Genomic DNA, 17718 nt, shown 5'->3' with positions numbered 1-17718 from the left:
AGATAAAGAGGAGAAGGATGAGTAAAGTGTTTTTCATTTTGTAGATATGAGATTAAAGAAACAAGAATTTGTTTCAATTTGGGATTTTGATACCAGTGGCTTTTTATTGGCACGCTGATAACGCTGATTGAGCAGATTTTCGCTGATTTTTACATCTGTGCAAATCTGTTAAATCTGTATCATCAGTGTTCTATCGATTGATGTAACGAAAGCGTTAAATTAAATCTAAACTATTAATGTTATTATAAGTCATGGTATAAATTCAATCCACCTCAATATTGGTGAACCAAATAAATTTCACTCCTTCCTGATTTTTATGCTCGGTAGGCAATTTAATTCCTTTGAAGTCTTTTTCAGCTTCCCAGGTGATGGGCCTACCATCTGGACCATTGCCCCTTCTAAACACCCATTCTGTGATAAATAGGTTATCATCTAAATAAAGGTCATAGGCATCCCCTGGTGTATATCCATCTTCATTGTTGTAGATAATGATTAATTTGGTACTGCTATTTCCCGAAATAGGAGCAGGGACATTTTCCTCTACTTCATAGGTATAGCCACTGTCCCAAGCCAACTGAAAGGGATACATCAGCCAGTATTTGTCATTGATAAAGCCTTTGTCCGCAGGAGGCATTTGGTCAGTAGCAAGGTCGAGGCTGTAAGTGTAGCTTGTATCTGCATCCGCATAGTAAACAGTCCTGTCTTTGATATTCCACTTCCAATCCCTTGTCCTGACAGTTTCTGGATTTGCCTGCACATTCCAAGTGTAGGAAATGGAATTGATTTTATCAAAATTATCAAAACCATAGGCTTTGGCAACCTTCATTGGGAGTGAGACCTCCTCTTTTGGGCTGCAGGAAGATACTATGAACAATGCAAGAACTAGGTAACAGAAATTTTTCATGATAATGGTTTTATGTAAAGCAAAAATTAAAGTAATCATTTCTTTGGATATTGGGTATTGAAATTATTCAGGTAATGGAAAGTGCATGGTAAAGGGGTTTATTTTGATGCATATCAGTGGTTTTTGATTTTTGACATTGGGGAAATATTTTTCATTGATTTTTAGAGATTCAATTTTTGCAAATTTCCCCCATCCTGAACCACTCGGATCTGTTAAAAAAGTTATCCCTTCCAATTCCTGATAAAGATGTATGGGGATTAATTTGGTAGATGTAGGGAAAGGTATTCCACCAGAAGAAATTTTGCAGAAGAGTATCGGGTCATCTTCATGACCGATACCAATGGTTTCTTCTTTGCCGTTTTTTTGCCATATCATAGGGACTGTTTCCTTAGGGATTCCCCAATTGAATCTGCCGTTTTCTGTACTTTCCTCCGAATCCACAAATATCCGGGTGATAGACTGTCTTTTGTGTGGAGAAAATTTTCCAGGGATAAACAACAACTCTTTATAAGGACCAACAGGGGAATTGAGGTAATTGACCAACATTACGAACCCTAAGCCTCCTTTGAAACTCCCCTTTTGCGTATCATTCAAGAATCCATTTTTTTCAACCCAATCTCTCTTGAATTTGTAGACAAGAATTAGACCCTCTCCCGATAGTTTCCAAGGGGCAGGGGAGTGGTGGTTTGGTTTTTGGGGACCTGACATCATTCTGTTTTCAAGATGAAAAAGACTTATTTTCTTTTGTAAAATATATAATCAGTCGAAATGGCATCCTGTACTGATTCGCGCAACTGAAACATCACCTGTCCCCGGTGGTATGTAGAGTGGTTGACCACATGGAATAATATCTCTTTGACTAAATTGGTATAGGATTCACCCTGCGAGTTAACATAGTTTACCAATCTTTCAAAATCATGTTCCTCCAGGATTCTGAAGGATTGCTCAAATAAATTTTCATTGATTTTCCTTAACTGATGGATGGGATGGATGTCCCAAACTTTGAATGAAGAAACGCTGCCTTCTATCCGGTGATTCCAAAGGTGGTGGGCATTGAGCATATGGCTAAAGGTTATTAGGGTTTTTTCAGGGATAGTAGAACTGTGTTTTTCCATCAAGCCTATGGTGGTTTGGTTGCTTTGGAGACTGTATTGATAAAGGTCTTGGAAGTGGGTTTTCATTATTTCTGTTCAGTAAAAGTTTTCAATCAAATTTTTAGTTTTTTATGTTTTGGCTCCCTTTGGAATTTCTCCTGTGGTTATCAGAGCGGTAGACCTCCTGTTTTTTTGACAGAGAACAAAAGTTTTCCAATAAATTGCCTCCTGCTTTAGCTGGAGGAAAATAGAAGTTTAATTTCTTCCGGCTTTAGCCAAACCAAATCACTAACCTTAAATCCTACCTTTCTTTTTTGGCTGTTGGTATTTTTGCATTTATTTATGAATGGGCTGATTCCTATTGATATCTCTTATACCATGATGTCATTTCCAATTCTGAACATTTACAAAATGTTGGGGAATCAGAATGACGGTATGCAGTATTCAGGCTTTTAATCCTTTAATCAGTATGGCGAAGGGCTGATACTGGTCCATCCTCCATCAATCACCAAGTTTTGTCCGGTGATATGCCTGGCTCCATCAGAGACCAGAAAGGCTGCTGCATGGGCTATATCCCCGACTGATGCAGGCCTGCCCAGAGGGGTTATCCTTGACCAGGTTTTTTCATAGTCTTTGTCCATGGCAGTTCTCTTGGTAAGGGTTGCACCGGGAGCGATGGTATTGACATTGATGTTGAATACTGAAAGTTCGATGACCAGGTTTTTGGCAAGCATTTCGATGGCTGCCTTGCTCATGCCATAAGCGGCCAGATTTTTATGGGCCTGATGCGCTGTAGCAGAGGAAGTAAACAGGAGAGAGCCGCCTTCCTCCTGATTTTTCATCATCCTTGCTGCGGCCTGGGCCAGAAAGAAAGTACCTCCCATGTTGATCCTAAGAACTTCAAAAAAATCCTTAGGTTCATATTCCAAAAAATCCCCGTATAAGGTGATTCCCGCATTGGCAATGACCACATCTAGTTTCCCAAATTCCTTTTGGGCAAAACCGATCATTTCTCCAATAAATTCTAAATCCCCCGAATCACCGGACAACCCCAGGACTTTGGACTTTGCTGATTTCAGCACCTCTTGAACGGCATCATCAGTCAGGCTCTGTTCAATATCATTGATAATGACATGATGGCCCTTTTCGGCCAAAATCCTGGCTATTTCCAAACCAATCCCCTGACCTGCACCGGTGATAAGGGCTACTTTATTCTGATTCTTCATTTTATGAAAAATGTTTGTGTACCTACGCTAAGGAGTAATTTTACTGGTAATTCAATATATTTACCTCTTCCTCCAGATAAGAGGATCGGTCTCCCAACTCCCAACCCCCAACTCCCAACTCCCAACTTCCGTCTTCCTACTTTATTCCTCCAACCGGTATCAATGTGAATCTCTTTTCACTTCCGGTCCAGAAGCACCTTTCAGAAAATCAAAGTCAACTCCCTCATGGGCTTGGGTCACATTTTGGATAAACATATTAACATATCCCCTTTCATAGCCCAAATTCAAGGGTTTGAAATTTGATCTTCGCTTTTCAAGTTCTTCTTCCGAAACTTCCAAGTTCAGTGTCCTATTGGGTACATCCAATACAATCCAGTCTCCGTTTTCCACTAAAGCAAGATTTCCACCGACTGCCGATTCTGGAGAAACATGTAAAACTACTGTACCATAACCTGTTCCGCTCATTCTGCCATCGGAAATCCGGACCATGTCTTTTACTCCTTGTTGGATGATTTTCATGGGTAATTGCATGTTTCCTACTTCAGGCATTCCGGGATAGCCTCTTGGTCCTACGTTTTTCAGAACAAGCACAGAATCAGGGGTAACATCCAAATCAGGATCATCCAATCGTTTTTTGTAATCATCAATATCTTCAAAAACCACAGCTTGGCCTCTATGAGTCAATAATGCAGGTGTGGCAGCCGAAGGTTTCAGTACAGCACCTTCTGGACAAAGATTGCCTTTGAGTACTGCTATTCCGGATTCTGGCTTGAAGGGTTTTTCCAAGGTCCCGATCAGGTTTCTGTCCCAACATTCAGCGTTGAGGATATTTTCAGAAATATTTTTGCCATTTGCCGTTTTTGCTTCTAAATGCAATAGAGAAGCAATCTCTTTCATCACCGCAGGAAGGCCTCCGGCATAGAACAGGTCCTCTACAAAGTTTTCTCCGGATGGCTGCACATTGGCAATCAGTGGTATTTGTGCAGAGTGTTTGTCAAAATCATCGATGGAAAGTTCAATGCCTATCCTTCCGGCAATGGCCAAGAGGTGGAGGATGAAATTGGTAGAACCTCCCAAAGCTGCATTGACCATAATGGCATTTTCAAAGGATTTTCGGGTGAGGATATCACTCATTTTCAGGTCTTCTTTAACCATTTCCACGATTCGGATTCCGGACATGTGTGCCAAAACCTTTCTCCTTGAATCGGCTGCGGGGATGGTGGCATTATCCGGCAAGGCCAACCCCAATGATTCTACCATAGCAGCCATGGTAGAAGCAGTGCCCATGGGTGCGCAATGTCCCTGAGACCTGGCCATGGCAGCTTCAGCAGCCGTGAAGTCTTCTTGGGACAATTCTCCTTTTTTGAATTCTTCAGCAAACCGCCAAAGGTCGGAAGTTCCGATTTTTCTTCCTTTGAACCTACCTGCGAGCATGGGCCCTCCTGATACCACAATGGTGGGCAGGTTGACACTTGCAGCACCCATGACTAGGGATGGGGTGGTTTTGTCACAGCCGCACATCAGCACCACGCCGTCCATAGGATTGGCACGGATGCTTTCTTCCACGTCCATGCTGGCGAGATTTCTGAAAAGCATGGCTGTCGGCTTGATGGAACATTCGCCCAAAGACATCACCGGGAATTCCAAGGGAAATCCACCAGCTTCCCAAATCCCCCTTTTTAAAGCTTCGGCAAGTTCTCGGAAATGGGCATTACAGGGGGTCAGTTCGGAGTAGGTATTGCAGATACCGATGACCGGCCTGCCTTCAAAAAGATGGTGGGGAAATCCCTGGTTTTTCATCCAAGCTCTGTAAATAAAGCCGTCCTTTCCTTTACGGCCAAACCATTCCTGGCTTCTTAATTTCTTTTCTTCCATGGGTATGATAGGGTTGATAGATCTTAAAATGTGGATCATTTTAATTGGAATTGAAGTTAGGAAAAGTTTTGGTGGAATGGTAAGAAAAAAGTAAAGAAGAAGAGTCTTTGAAGAAGATGCATTGCCTATTTATATTCTTAACAATAATCCTTAGTTTTCTTCGTTTAAATATCATTCACAAAGCCAGGATTCCCATCATGAAACTTGCATCCCTTTTTCCGATTCTTTTAATCTACTTTTGGGTGATTTCATTTTATTCCTGTGTCCCAAATGAAAATTCCCCCGAAGAATATGTAATCTGGAAACCAGCACTTAGCTTTCCAAAGGGACTTACCTACGCCAAAGAAATTAACGGAAAACTATATGCCGCAGCGGAATCCGGAATATACAGTGATGCGACCCTTTGGGGTATAAATAATTATTATGATCTCAGTCGATTTTTACCAGTAGAAAAGGTCTATCGAATACCCATCTCAGAAAAGCTCATGGCAACCATCAAAAACGGTGAGCTTATTCTTATGCCGGCCGGTAGACCTTTTGAAGAAAACGCTCTTGTCATTAAAATGAGAGAGTTTGATCCATTATTTAGTAGTTTCGGACAGGTCTATTTTAGATATGGTGATCAGATCGGTATTGATCAAAATGGCAATGTACTGGTACCTTATCAAGCACCTATAATTTTTGGAGAAACCAAATACACCCCTAATTTTCTTTGGCTCAAGACGGCCATCAATAATGGCAAAGTGGAAATATTGGAACAGAAACTGATCAAAGAGGAGTTTTTCGATGATTGGGTAAGTATTTGGAATTTTAAGGTATTCGAAAATTTCATGAGGGTCACGATCGGAAATAAGACTTTTGATTTCGATCAAAGCGGAAATATGGAAATGCGTTTTGAATTTTATACCAAATCCGTACAGGTAGGCAATGAAATCATCACTTTTGCAAGTGAGGCAATGAAATCATTTCCCCTGATGGTTTACAAGTCAGACTTGTCGGGAAAAAACCCCGAGTTGATTGGTACCTATAACGCTAGCCAACTCTCTCAAAGTGATCGCAGTATTTTGGGGGGATTTTATCATAACATCTCAGGTATAAATAATACCATAATCCTTTTTGAAGGGGCATCTATTTACCGCTTATCCATGAACGACCAAGCCATAAGATTGACCAAACTTGACAATGTAGGTCTTGAAGATACTGGCATAACCTCCGTTAATCTAATTTTCAATTCAACAGTTTTTGTCACCTCAACCTGTTTCAGAGGCCGGGAAAAATGCGGGGCATTCTACAAACCATTGGATAAGTTTTTCACTCAAAAAAAATGAAAATAAGAGGCCTGAATTTTTATTCAGGCCTCTTATTTTCATTTTTGATTTATTCGGTAATTACCTGCCCTGATTCTGAAACCTTCCCTACCTTTTAACTTTTTATAACCAAAAGGCCTGGGATTTTCTTCTAAGTTAGTGATGGCTTCAAAAATTTGTTCTGCGATTTTATCGTAAAGTTAATCTAATTGCTTCTGGGCTTTTTTAGATAAGATAACCGTATACTTACCCATTTTTTGCTTTTCTGTGTTTTAAATATTTGGAAAATGGGATTCGTTCACCGTCATCTTCTTTTTTTGCTTCATCGTAAAGTCTTATATCATCCAAATCCTCAAGCTCCTTTATTATTGCCTCAAATTCTTTTGCCGAAAGTATAACCAAAGATTTATTTCCCTCGGCATCTTTTATGTATTGTGGATGTACATTTATCATACTTTTGAGTTTTTCAGGATGAAACTATTATACGGTTAATATAAGAAATTTTGTTATAAAGATTCTCAAACCTTGGTAACATCTTAAAATCCAATACAACTTTCCAACCTTACCAATTCTCAAATTTTCCAATCCCCCACGTCCGACAAGTTCTTAATATATTTCAATTGGCACAGGCTAAAAACTTCACCGTCACTCAACAAAAATCTTAAATCTTAATTCTAAAATCTAAGATCTGAAATCCAAAACCCTAATCCACCCTCACAATATCCGCCCCCAAAGCATTCAGCCTTTGGTCTATGTATTGGTATCCCCGGTCGATCTGCTCGATATTGTCAATAACAGATGCCCCCTCTGCCGAAAGTGCGGCGATCAGCAGTGATACACCTGCCCTGATATCGGGAGAAGTCATGCGGATACCCCTGAGGGAATATTTCCTATCCAATCCAATTACAGTCGCACGGTGCGGATCACAAAGGATAATCTGTGCACCCATATCTATGAGTTTGTCCACAAAGAACAGACGGCTTTCAAACATCTTCTGATGAACCAACACAGTTCCTTTGGCTTGAGTAGCGGTCACCAAAACGATGCTCAAAAGATCAGGCGTAAATCCTGGCCAAATGGCATCGGCAACGGTCAGGATCGAACCATCGATAAAAGTATCTATTTCATAATGTTTTTGCGCAGGGATAAAGATATCATCTCCCCTGAATTCCATTTTGATGCCCATTCTTCTGAAAGTATCCGGGATAATACCAAGTCTATGGATTTGGGCATCTTTGATGGTGATTTCGGATTGGGTCATGGCGGCAAGACCTATAAATGACCCGATTTCAATCATATCCGGTAGAAGTGTATGTTCTGTACCTTTCAGGGATTTTACTCCTTCAATATGGAGCAAATTGGAACCTATCCCGGTAATTTTTGCGCCCATGCGGTTCAGCATGTCACATAGCTGCTGCAAGTAAGGTTCGCAGGCGGCATTGTAAATGGTCGTTTTACCTTCTGCCATCACCGCGGCCATGACGATATTGGCTGTACCGGTGACAGAAGCTTCGTCAAGAAGCATATAGGCACCTTTCAGGTTCTTGCCATCGATGTGGTATATTTCTTTTTTCTTGTCGTAGTGGAATTCGGCCCCCAATTTTTGGAAACCTGTAAAATGAGTATCCATTCTCCTACGGCCTATTTTATCACCTCCCGGTTTGGATAGCCTGCCTGTACCAAATCTTGCCAATAGAGGGCCAAGTATCATGACGGAACCTCTCAATGAAGAAGCTTTGGTCAAAAAATCATCTGTATCCAAGTAGGACAGGTTGATCTGATCGGCTTGAAAAGTATAGGATTCAGGACCGATTTTATTCACTTTCACGCCCATGTCAGCCAATAATTCAATCAGCTTGTTGACATCACGGATATTTGGAACTTTGTGTATGGTGATTTTGCCGGAAGTTAAAAGTACCGCGCATAGGATTTGTAAGGCCTCATTTTTGGCTCCTTGAGGTGTGATTTCCCCTTTGAGCTTAAGGCCTCCTTTTACTCTGAATGAAGACATTTATCTACGTTTTTTGGAGTGGCCGCCGTTTCTTCTTCTTTCGTTTCCGCTGAATTTCCTTCTATTGTTATTTGAAGAAGAAGGTTCAGGTTCAGATGGCAATTTAAAATCTCTTCTGGTATTGGTTTCGAAAAGTCCCATTTCCCGCACCTTTTCAAGGTCTATGTGGAGTTTGCCTTTTGAAAGCGTTTTGATATCGTCAAGGATGATCCCATCGTCAAAATTCTCTCGGTTCCAAGTGGAATGGAAACTTCTCATCAACTGTCCGATGTAAATGATGGCGCCTTCCTGCTCTTCATCATCTTCTATCTCAACAGCTTTTTCGATGAGTTTCTCAATATTCCTACCGTAGTGTTTGAATTTGATTTCACCTTTAGGATAGCCCACTATTTTTGGTTTTTTGTGAAGAAATTCCTCCTCAGGCTTCGGATACGGCCCATCCACATCCAATGCAAAGTTGGACATGATGTGCAGATCATCCCATATTTTCTGGTCATTTTCTGTTTTCATTTGTGGGTTGAGCTGTTTGACCATCTCCACTAATAGGTAAGCACTTTGAGTGCGTTTTTCCCTGTCTTCCATTTCGGCTATGTGAATAGCAAGCCTTTGGATATTTTTTCCGTATTCTTTCAAAATTACTGAGTGCTTATTGGTCTCTCCTGTATTCATTTGTCCTCCCATATCTTAAAGTGTTAAAGTACAAAAAACTTTTTAATGGGGATTAATTATTCTATTATTCGAAGCTTTGCAAAGCTAAGTAATAAAGTTTTCTCTCCAAAATTATCGAATTGTATTGTTGCTTTTCTGTTAATCCCTTCTATTTCAATTTTTTGAACAGACCCAAAACCGAATTTTGGGTGCTCTACCTTTTGGCCCTCTGCCAAATTGTTGGTATTGGACGGCTTAAAATCAGGACTTGGGGTATGTACTTTTGCTGTGGTCATCGGTCTTACGTTGGGTTTTTTGAGTCCCACAAAACCTGACCTTCCCTCGCTGCCTTCATTTCGGAAGGCTCCTGCCATGGAGGAGGATAATTTTTTATTTACCCTGATACACATCGGATCGACTTCCTCTAGAAATCGGCTTGGTTCGCAATTCAGCAATCTACCAAATCTATAACGAGTAGTGGCATAGGTCAGGTATAATTTTTCCATGGCACGGGTGGAAGCAACATAAAATAGCCGCCTTTCTTCTTCCAAATCCTCTCTGCTCTGCATCATCATCTGCGAGGGAAAAAGGTCTTCTTCCATACCTACCACAAAGACCTGCTTAAATTCCAATCCTTTGGAAGAATGTATGGTCATCAGAATAACTGCATCTGAAGTGTCTTTATCTCTGTCATTATCAGTCAATAGGGCGATTTCCTGTAAAAAGGCACCTAAACTTTTATCCTCATTTTCAGGATTGTCCACATACTCTTTGATGGCATTGAGGAGTTCCTGTACGTTCTCATAGCGGTTTAAACCTTCAATGGTTTTGTCCTCATAAAGTTCGCGGAGCAGTCCAGATTGTTTGGCAATGGAACTTGCAGCATCAAATGCATCCTTTCTCTCCATTTCTATGGAGAAGCTTTTGATCATAGTAGTAAAATCCTCTACAGAATTGGCAGCCCTACCACTCAGAAAATTATTGGCGTTGGTCAAGACTTCCCAAATCGGAATATCATGATCATAGGCTGCCACTAATATTTTTTCAACCGTAGTATCTCCGATCCCCCTTTTCGGGTAATTGATAATTCGCTTAAATGCTTCCTCATCATCCCTGTTTACCGTAAAGCGCATATATGCCATCAGGTCCTTAATCTCCTTTCTTTGGTAAAATGACAGTCCCCCAACGATTTTGTAGGTAATGTTCATTTTCCTCAAGGCTTCTTCCATGGCCCTGGATTGGGAGTTGGTACGGTATAAAATCGCAAAATCGCTGTTGTTGAGTTTTTTGTTGTTTTTTTCTTCAAAAATAGTGGTGGCCACCATTCTGCCTTCCTCATTGTCCGAACTGGCTTTGATCAGTTCAATTTGATCACCTTCATGGTTTTGGGTCCAGATATCCTTTTTGAGTTGGGCTTTATTTTTGGCAATGATGCTGTTGGCTGCCTGCACGATATTTTTGGTGGAACGGTAATTTTGTTCCAGTTTGACCACAAATAGGTCGGGATAGTCTTTTTCGAAGTTTAGGATGTTCTGTATGTCAGCTCCTCGGAAAGCATAGATACTTTGAGCATCATCTCCTACCACACAGATGTTTTGGTGGACGGCGGCCAGTTTTTTGGTGATCAGGTATTGGGAGACATTGGTGTCCTGAAACTCATCCACCATGACATATTTGAAGCGCTGTTGGTATTTGTTCAATACATCCAAATGGTCCCTGAATAGCACATTGGTATTGAAGAGCAGGTCATCAAAGTCCATTGCCCCTGATTTGAAAAGTCTTTTTTGATATATCTTATAGATTTCCCCCATTCTTGGTTTCATGGCTGCTTCATCATCGGCTTTGATGAAAGGGTCATTGAGGTAAGTTTCCCAAGAGATCAACCTGTTTTTTGCACCTGAGATCCTTGAAAGAACCGTATTTGGCTTATAGACTTTATCGTCAATCTTCATTTCCTTGACAATACTTCGGATGAGGGATTTACTGTCATCGGTATCGTAAATGGAGAAATTTGATGGATACCCGATCTTTTCCGATTCTACCCGAAGGATTTTAGCAAAAGTGGAGTGGAAAGTTCCCATCCAGGTATTCCTTGCTTCCAAACCTATCAGTTTCTCAATCCGGTTTTTCATTTCAGCCGCAGCCTTATTGGTAAAAGTAAGGGAAAGGATATTGAAAGGATCCACACCCTTGGCATGGATGAGATGGGCAATTCTGAAAGTCAAAACTCTCGTTTTGCCCGAACCTGCACCTGCGATGATCATCAGGGGACCTTCAGTATGTTCTACAGCTTCTCTTTGTGGGGGGTTAAGTCCTTTGAGGTAATCCATTGTTAATCTATCCATTCTACAATCTTCAAAGTTAATGGATTTTTTGGCTTTAATAGAACGCAGATGACACAGATTTAACAGATGATCACGGATAAAAATCAACAACAACCCGCATCATCAGCGTTCCATCATCGACTGTCCTTCCACCTCTTATGGCTCCAAAGATAAAGTGAGGGATGTTCCCTGATGTTCTTTTCGGTAAGGGCAATGTAAGCATCGGTAATGCTATGTTCCTTTTCATTTTCGTAGGGAGGAACACTGACCATTTCATAGGTAAAAGTATAGTGTCCTCTTTTTGGTTTGTGGACGTGCGAATACATGACCGGGTGTTTGAATCGCTTGGCCAGTTTTTCTGCCCCTTCAAAAAAAGCTGTCTCCCTGTTCATGAATGGTGCCCAATACCGGATTTCTCCATGGGAAGGTCTTTGGTCGGCGGCAAGAACGATTAATCGTGGCGAATCCCTTTTTCTCAAATAATCCCTTTGAAAACTTGATCTCTCAATCAGCCCTCCCCCAAATCTTGTCCTTATGGCTAGCATCAGTTTTTCAAAAAACGGATTGTTCACCTTCAGATATACCACATCACATTTGTTGGACACATTTGCCATCATTTGAAGAAGATGCATTTCCCAATTGAAAAAATGGCCTGTCAGGCCGATGATCACCTGATTGTTTTCAATGGCATCCAAGACAATTTCTTTATTCTCAATGATCACCCTTTTGTCTAAATCTTCTTTTGATATACCGTACATCTTGATGATTTCAGCAAAGGAGTCTGTTAAATTTCTGAAAAAATGACGTGCTATTTCCCTTTGTTCGCTTTCTGACTTTTCAGGGAAAGCATGTTGCAGGTTTTCCAGAATCACTTTTTTCCTGTAGCCTACCAAATAATACCCAACAAGGAACAACATATCTGAAAAAATGTAGAGCACCCATTGGGGAAGGAATGATATCAATTTGAAAATAATCATCTATTAAACTGGTTAACTGCTTTTTTGCCATTAACCCTATATATCACAACAGACAGGACGGAAGACCGAAGTCGGAAGACCGATGTACCGGACAATTCAATATTCTTCCAAGAATTAAATTTTATTACCATTATGAGGCAAAATTGGGTTCATACATGTTTTTTATGTCAGGGAATTCTGGGGCAAATTAAATCTACCTGCTAGCTGAATTGCCAAAATAAGTCAAAAGCCCCGACTTTATTCAAAAAAATTAGTGATAAATTCTCCCATTGATTACTTTTGAAGCTTATGTCTGAAGTACAGCGAAAAAAATATTCCGATAAGGAAAAGAACACCATTTTCGATCAGGAGTTTATGCCCCACATAGATTCTATGTACAATTTTGGTTACAGGTTGACCTTTGATGAAGATGATGCCAAAGATCTTGTGCAGGACACCTATCTTAAGGCCTACCGTTTTATCAATTCTTTTGAACAGGGGACCAATGCAAAAGCTTGGTTGTTCAGGATCCTCAAAAACTCCTTTATCAATGATTACAGGAAGAAGAGTAAGCAGCCTGCCAAGGTTGATTATCAGGAGGTTGAAACTTATTACAACTCCGATGATGTTGATTATGGCATCACTACTGATCTGAGGGTAGACGCTGTAAAGGATATGCTCGGAGACGAAATATCCAATGCCCTAAACAGTTTGGCTGTCGATTTTAGGACTGTGATCATCTTGTGTGACCTTGAAGGATTCACCTATGAAGAAATGGCAAAGATTCTCGATATCCCTATTGGTACCGTCAGGTCAAGATTGCATAGGGCAAGGAACTTATTGAAAGACAAGCTGCGTTCCTATGCCCAGAACATGGGATACAAAACCGATGAAGAGGAATAACACCCCCTTTTTTGAAGTAAAGGAACTAAAATATATAAAAATTACATTGAAAAGTATAGCAAGGAGATTACCAATTAGATTATCATGGACAAAAATTTAGAATCAGAAGGAGAAAGGAAACTGTCTTGTTCCGACGTCAGCAAATGCTTCAAACTTTTGGAGAGTATATTGGATGGAGATAACATTCCTGATTCCCAGGAAATCCTGAATCAAAAATTGGCCAAATGCCAGCCTTGTTTTGAACATTACCATTTGGAAAAAGCCATCAAAGAGGTTTTAAGGACAAAATGTACGAAGCATTCGGTTCCAGGTGATGTTATAGCAAGTATCCGTGAAAAAATCCAGGATATTAAATAGGTTTTATGGCGACGGGAAAAGCGATTATTTTTTCTGCACCTTCAGGTTCAGGTAAAACCACCATAGTCAAACACCTTCTCCAAAAATTTCCCAATCTAGGCTTTTCAATATCTGCTTCCACTAGGGACAAAAGAGGAAGGACTGAACAAAACGGTAAAGATTATTATTTTTTGTCACCAGAAGAGTTCAAAACCAAAATAGATCAGAATGAATTTATTGAGTGGGAAGAGGTATATGAAGGCAACTTTTATGGTACCCTTAAAGAAGAAATTCAAAGACTTTGGGATAGTGGCAAACATGTGATTTTTGATGTGGATGTCCAAGGTGGGATCAACCTTAAAAGATATTTTGGAGACCAGGCTTTGGCTATTTATGTAAAAGTCCCTTCCCTTGAAGTATTGCACGAAAGATTGAAAGAAAGAGGTACAGAATCAGAGGAAAGTCTTTCAAGAAGATTGTATAAAGCCAAATTTGAATCCACCTTTGAAGATAAATTTGATGTGACCATTCTGAATGATGATATCAAAAAATCATTTGAGGAATCAGAAAAACTCGTTGGATATTTTATCTCCAAATAATCAACCGTAAGCTTTGAAAATAGGATTGTTTTTCGGATCTTTTAATCCAGTTCACATAGGCCATTTGATCATTGCCAATGTGATGCAGGACAGAACAGACCTAGATGAAGTGTGGTTTGTGGTCAGTCCACAAAATCCTTTAAAGAAACAAAATTCTTTGATACATGAGTTTGATCGGCACAAGATGGTAGAGCTCGCCATCGCCGATCATTTTTATTTTAGGGCCTCCGATGTTGAGTTCCACATGCCACGTCCAAGCTATACCATTGACACCCTTACTTACCTTTCAGACAAATTTCCCCAACATGAATTTAAACTGATTATCGGGGGAGATAACCTGACCCATTTTCACAAATGGAAGAACCAGGAAGTGATATTGGAACAATATGGACTGTACGTCTATCCAAGACCTGGAGAGCTCAATAAAATTGACCATCCCCATGTTCAATTTGTAGAAGCCCCGTTGATGGATATCTCGGCTACTTTTATCAGACAGACCATCAAAGGGGGGTATTCTGTCAAATACCTGTTGCCTCAAGCTGTTGAAGATTATATTAGAGATAAGAAACTTTTTTTGTAGAATCGCTTCTTTTTCAATTCGTTAATTCACGATATTTATATGTCAATAAAACTTTTCGATCGTCATGAAACGACTGTTTTCGTATTTTCTTTTTTTTCTGATTTTCTCTTGTGAGGATAAGGAAACTCCATTATGGGTAGAAATTGAGGATAGAGAAACGATTGCTGAAATCAATAATGTAAGGGCTTTTATAGACGTAGAACAAATTGGTGAAAGTCTTGATTCCGGTTTTGTTTTTAGGTTGGAATTGATGGATAGTCCTACTTTACAATTTTTGCATGTTGGAGATGATCGAATGATTTGCAGCTTCTTGAACGAACAAATGATGTTTGGTTCGACCAGAACTGTCAATTGTGCGGGTATAGCCTATTATAATCGTTATCTCGGCAATGGGTTCAAAACCGGGAATTACCGTATGCATGTGAATATCAGCGGTCAAATCAAAAAAAGGAATGCTAAAGATATTTTCACAGGTGAACCTTTTGTCCTTGAAAGCATCACGAAAATCCCAACATGCCCAATTTCCTTTGATATAAAAAATATCAATTCAACTCTGGAAAATAATTTTTGGCAATTACAGGCATTTCTTAATGAAAATGGAGAGATCCTTTCTTACCCCACCTGCGAAGATCCTGAAATTGGGGTATTCTTTTATGACTCTTTGGTACAGGGATTCCCAATAGATGTTCCAGAAGCTAAAACCTTCGAGATCCTCACTGAGGTCTGGACAAGGATACCTCAACTATTTAACGTCTACTCTTTTGACGGGGAGGGCAAAATAAAAATCAGTGCTGCTTTCAATCCAAGTTGGATGCCACCCAGACCTGCTACAGCCCAAACTACTAATTTTTCAAATTTGACTGTCGATATTAAAAATAAATATGATAGTCTCAATTTGATCCTCAGATCAAGTGCTGTAATTGAATATTCTTTAAATCAGAATGTTCTTGAGCTAAATAATCCTGAAACGAAAGTTCGAGCCAGGTTTTTTAATCCTTGATTTGGCGGCAAAAATTTATTTTTTTCTCCATGGGACAATATTTGGCAGGCATAAACTTTTGCAAGAAATCGACAGAACTTTCGGTAATGATTTTGCGATTAGAGATCTTTTATTCGACCTCAAATGTGTCTTTCTTTTCCTTGGGCTATTTCATACAAAAGCTCCCTTGACCTATGCAACTGTGCCTTGACTGTACCAAGAGGCTTTTCCAATTCTTGGGCGATTTCTTCGTAGGACAGTTCGTCAAAATACCTAAGTTGTACCAGTTTGCGGTATTTGGCAGGAAGCTTGTCCACAAAAATTCTGACCATTTCAATCCTTTGTGTTCTGATATATTCATCTTGGGGATTGTTGTCATCATCTTCCACATCTATGGTGACGGCATTTCCTCCATCATCGCTCATCGTGGTATTGAGACTCATGGTCTTCAATTTTTTCTTTCGGATAAAATCAATGGTGTTGTTGGTGGCAATTCTAAAAAGCCAAGTACTGAAAGTATAATCTTTTTTGAATTTGTGAAGATTTCGGAATGCTTTGGCAAATGCTTCCATAGTTAGATCTTCTGCATCATCGGCATCCCTTATCATTTTTAGAATCATGAAATAGACAGCTTTTTTATAGCGCTTCATCAACATAGCATAGGCCTGTTGGTCTTTGTCCAAGACTGCTTTGTCTATGAGATCAAAATCTTCTAATGCCTTACTTGAAAATCCTCTTTGGTTTATTTCCATCTAACTTTCTTTGATTGGTATCCTAATGCCCCCAAAATCCAAAAGTACCCTATATATATCACATCGAAAAACCCGGACCAGAATACTTGAATTTTGCCTTCGAGTTTTTTTCTTGCTAACCGAAACACCGAGGTGATTAATACAGATCTTACAACAATTATACCCAATATGAGTAAGAATTGTTCCCATGTTTGATTTATTCCCGATAAAATCAATAAACTAATAGCCGAAACCCAGAATATAAGGTGCGAGAAAGCATACCAACCTATTTTGAGTTTATTTCTTGTTTTATAATATTTCCCTGCATGAAAATGTCTTTTTTTCTGAGTAAAATAAGATTTCCATGTGGTTTTTGGTTCGGAAAAGGTGATACTTTCGGGATTTATCACCGCTGCAGCATTGTTTCCATTGGCATATAGGTTGACAAATAAATCGTCGTCACCTGATTCGATCTGCCAAAGTCCCTTGAATGCTTTATTTTCCATAAAAAAGCTCCTCCTGTAACAAAGGTTTCTTCCAACTCCCATAAAAGGTGATTTCCAAAGAGCAAACGAAATGTATTGGATTGCTGTCCAAAGGGTTTCAACTTGTATCCACTTATTAAGAAATCCATCCCGGGTATCATATTGTGAAAATCCTATTGCAAATGTTTTGCCTTCAAGTCTTACTGGCGAGGTCATTAATTCTATCCATTTTGGGGTACTAGGCCAACAATCAGCATCAGTCAATAACAGGACGTCATTTTTGGCAACTTTGATACCAAGGGTCAAAGCATATTTTTTGGAGGTGACGTGGGCAGGGGTGTAATCCACTGTCACAGTCCTCAAACGGGGATAAATGGCCATTAATTTTTCAAGGATTTTTTTTGTGCCATCATAAGACCTGTCATTGATGACCATCACATCAAAATTGGGGTAATCCTGCTTAAAAATCAACGGGATGAGTTTTTTGAGGTTGATTCTTTCATTGTGTGCTGCAATGATAATGGTAACACCTTCTTTTTCGGAAGATTCTTTATTCGGTTCTTGTTTGTAGAAAAAAGCAAACCTTCCAAATAGGATCAGGATATAAAACAACTGAATTGCTAAACTACTAAAAAAAACGATCCACAAAATTTCTATTATCATCACCTTTGAATTGCTGGGCAAATATAAAATCAAATTGAGCATTCATTTAAGAATAAGCTTATATTTTTGTGATTGAAAAAATGGATGTGACCTCTAA

The 17718-nt window shown here is 39.7% G+C and carries 18 protein-coding genes; 6 read left to right on the top strand and 12 right to left on the bottom strand.

The window, feature by feature from the left end; translation table 11 throughout:
• Positions 1–262: 262 nt before the first annotated feature.
• The 5 genes from ACEW8U_RS16690 to ACEW8U_RS16670 form a co-directional block, all read right to left on the bottom strand.
• Positions 263–904 (bottom strand): hypothetical protein, encoded by a 642-nt coding sequence (locus tag ACEW8U_RS16690; protein WP_373523189.1) that lies wholly within the window; start codon positions 902–904, stop codon positions 263–265.
• 63 nt (positions 905–967) lie between these two features.
• On the bottom strand, positions 968–1615 hold the full coding sequence (locus ACEW8U_RS16685) for a hypothetical protein (RefSeq protein ID WP_373523188.1): 648 nt from the start codon (positions 1613–1615) through the stop codon (positions 968–970).
• A gap of 23 nt (positions 1616–1638) precedes the next feature.
• Positions 1639–2085 (bottom strand): DinB family protein, encoded by a 447-nt coding sequence (locus ACEW8U_RS16680; protein WP_373523187.1) that lies wholly within the window; start codon positions 2083–2085, stop codon positions 1639–1641.
• 377 nt (positions 2086–2462) lie between these two features.
• A complete protein-coding gene (locus tag ACEW8U_RS16675; protein ID WP_373523186.1) occupies positions 2463–3224 on the bottom strand; it encodes an SDR family NAD(P)-dependent oxidoreductase in 762 nt (253 codons plus the stop codon).
• 159 nt (positions 3225–3383) lie between these two features.
• The gene (locus ACEW8U_RS16670) at positions 3384–5099 is read right to left on the bottom strand and encodes an IlvD/Edd family dehydratase (protein WP_373523192.1); all 1716 of its coding nucleotides are present in this window, start codon (positions 5097–5099) and stop codon (positions 3384–3386) included.
• 197 nt (positions 5100–5296) lie between these two features.
• On the opposite strand from ACEW8U_RS16670, the gene ACEW8U_RS16665 reads away from it, so the two are divergent.
• Positions 5297–6427 carry a hypothetical protein gene (locus ACEW8U_RS16665; protein WP_373523185.1) on the top strand — a complete coding sequence of 377 codons (1131 nt, stop codon included), beginning with the start codon at positions 5297–5299 and terminating at the stop codon, positions 6425–6427.
• A gap of 225 nt (positions 6428–6652) precedes the next feature.
• On the opposite strand, the gene ACEW8U_RS16660 is transcribed toward ACEW8U_RS16665, so the two are convergent.
• The 5 genes from ACEW8U_RS16660 to ACEW8U_RS16640 all read right to left on the bottom strand — a co-directional run bounded on the left by ACEW8U_RS16660 (position 6653) and on the right by ACEW8U_RS16640 (position 12366).
• Positions 6653–6859, bottom strand: a complete 207-nt coding sequence (locus ACEW8U_RS16660) for a hypothetical protein (RefSeq protein ID WP_373523184.1) — start codon at positions 6857–6859, stop codon at positions 6653–6655.
• A gap of 250 nt (positions 6860–7109) precedes the next feature.
• Positions 7110–8417 carry a UDP-N-acetylglucosamine 1-carboxyvinyltransferase gene (murA, locus tag ACEW8U_RS16655; RefSeq protein WP_373523183.1) on the bottom strand — a complete coding sequence of 436 codons (1308 nt, stop codon included), beginning with the start codon at positions 8415–8417 and terminating at the stop codon, positions 7110–7112.
• Positions 8418–9086 carry a DUF4290 domain-containing protein gene (locus tag ACEW8U_RS16650; protein WP_373523191.1) on the bottom strand — a complete coding sequence of 223 codons (669 nt, stop codon included), beginning with the start codon at positions 9084–9086 and terminating at the stop codon, positions 8418–8420.
• A 56-nt stretch (positions 9087–9142) separates the two neighbouring features.
• Positions 9143–11395, bottom strand: coding sequence for an ATP-dependent helicase (locus tag ACEW8U_RS16645; protein ID WP_373523190.1), 2253 nt, complete (start codon positions 11393–11395; stop codon positions 9143–9145).
• 128 nt (positions 11396–11523) lie between these two features.
• Positions 11524–12366 (bottom strand): lysophospholipid acyltransferase family protein, encoded by an 843-nt coding sequence (locus tag ACEW8U_RS16640; protein WP_373523182.1) that lies wholly within the window; start codon positions 12364–12366, stop codon positions 11524–11526.
• A gap of 288 nt (positions 12367–12654) precedes the next feature.
• Between ACEW8U_RS16640 and ACEW8U_RS16635 the strand changes: the two genes are divergently transcribed.
• The 5 genes from ACEW8U_RS16635 to ACEW8U_RS16615 all read left to right on the top strand — a co-directional run bounded on the left by ACEW8U_RS16635 (position 12655) and on the right by ACEW8U_RS16615 (position 15763).
• Positions 12655–13248 (top strand): sigma-70 family RNA polymerase sigma factor, encoded by a 594-nt coding sequence (locus ACEW8U_RS16635; RefSeq protein WP_373523181.1) that lies wholly within the window; start codon positions 12655–12657, stop codon positions 13246–13248.
• 84 nt (positions 13249–13332) lie between these two features.
• On the top strand, positions 13333–13605 hold the full coding sequence (locus ACEW8U_RS16630; protein WP_373523180.1) for an anti-sigma factor: 273 nt from the start codon (positions 13333–13335) through the stop codon (positions 13603–13605).
• Between the two features lie 5 nt (positions 13606–13610).
• Positions 13611–14183, top strand: coding sequence for a guanylate kinase (gene gmk / locus ACEW8U_RS16625; RefSeq protein ID WP_373523179.1), 573 nt, complete (start codon positions 13611–13613; stop codon positions 14181–14183).
• Between the two features lie 13 nt (positions 14184–14196).
• Positions 14197–14763 (top strand): nicotinate (nicotinamide) nucleotide adenylyltransferase, encoded by a 567-nt coding sequence (gene nadD, locus ACEW8U_RS16620; RefSeq protein ID WP_373523178.1) that lies wholly within the window; start codon positions 14197–14199, stop codon positions 14761–14763.
• A gap of 64 nt (positions 14764–14827) precedes the next feature.
• The gene (locus tag ACEW8U_RS16615; protein ID WP_373523177.1) at positions 14828–15763 is read left to right on the top strand and encodes a hypothetical protein; all 936 of its coding nucleotides are present in this window, start codon (positions 14828–14830) and stop codon (positions 15761–15763) included.
• Positions 15764–15882: 119 nt separating this feature from the next.
• Here the strand turns inward: ACEW8U_RS16615 and ACEW8U_RS16610 are convergent, their stop codons facing one another.
• Both ACEW8U_RS16610 and ACEW8U_RS16605 read right to left on the bottom strand, forming a co-directional pair.
• Positions 15883–16494 carry an RNA polymerase sigma factor gene (locus tag ACEW8U_RS16610; protein WP_373523176.1) on the bottom strand — a complete coding sequence of 204 codons (612 nt, stop codon included), beginning with the start codon at positions 16492–16494 and terminating at the stop codon, positions 15883–15885.
• Positions 16485–17621, bottom strand: coding sequence for a glycosyltransferase (locus ACEW8U_RS16605; protein ID WP_373523175.1), 1137 nt, complete (start codon positions 17619–17621; stop codon positions 16485–16487). Before ACEW8U_RS16605 ends, ACEW8U_RS16610 begins: the two co-directional genes overlap by 10 nt.
• Positions 17622–17718: the final 97 nt, after the last annotated feature.

The organism is Aquiflexum sp. (assembly GCF_041751335.1).
Classification (GTDB): Bacteria; Bacteroidota; Bacteroidia; order Cytophagales; family Cyclobacteriaceae; genus Aquiflexum.
This window is presented reverse-complemented; position numbering and strand designations above follow the sequence as displayed.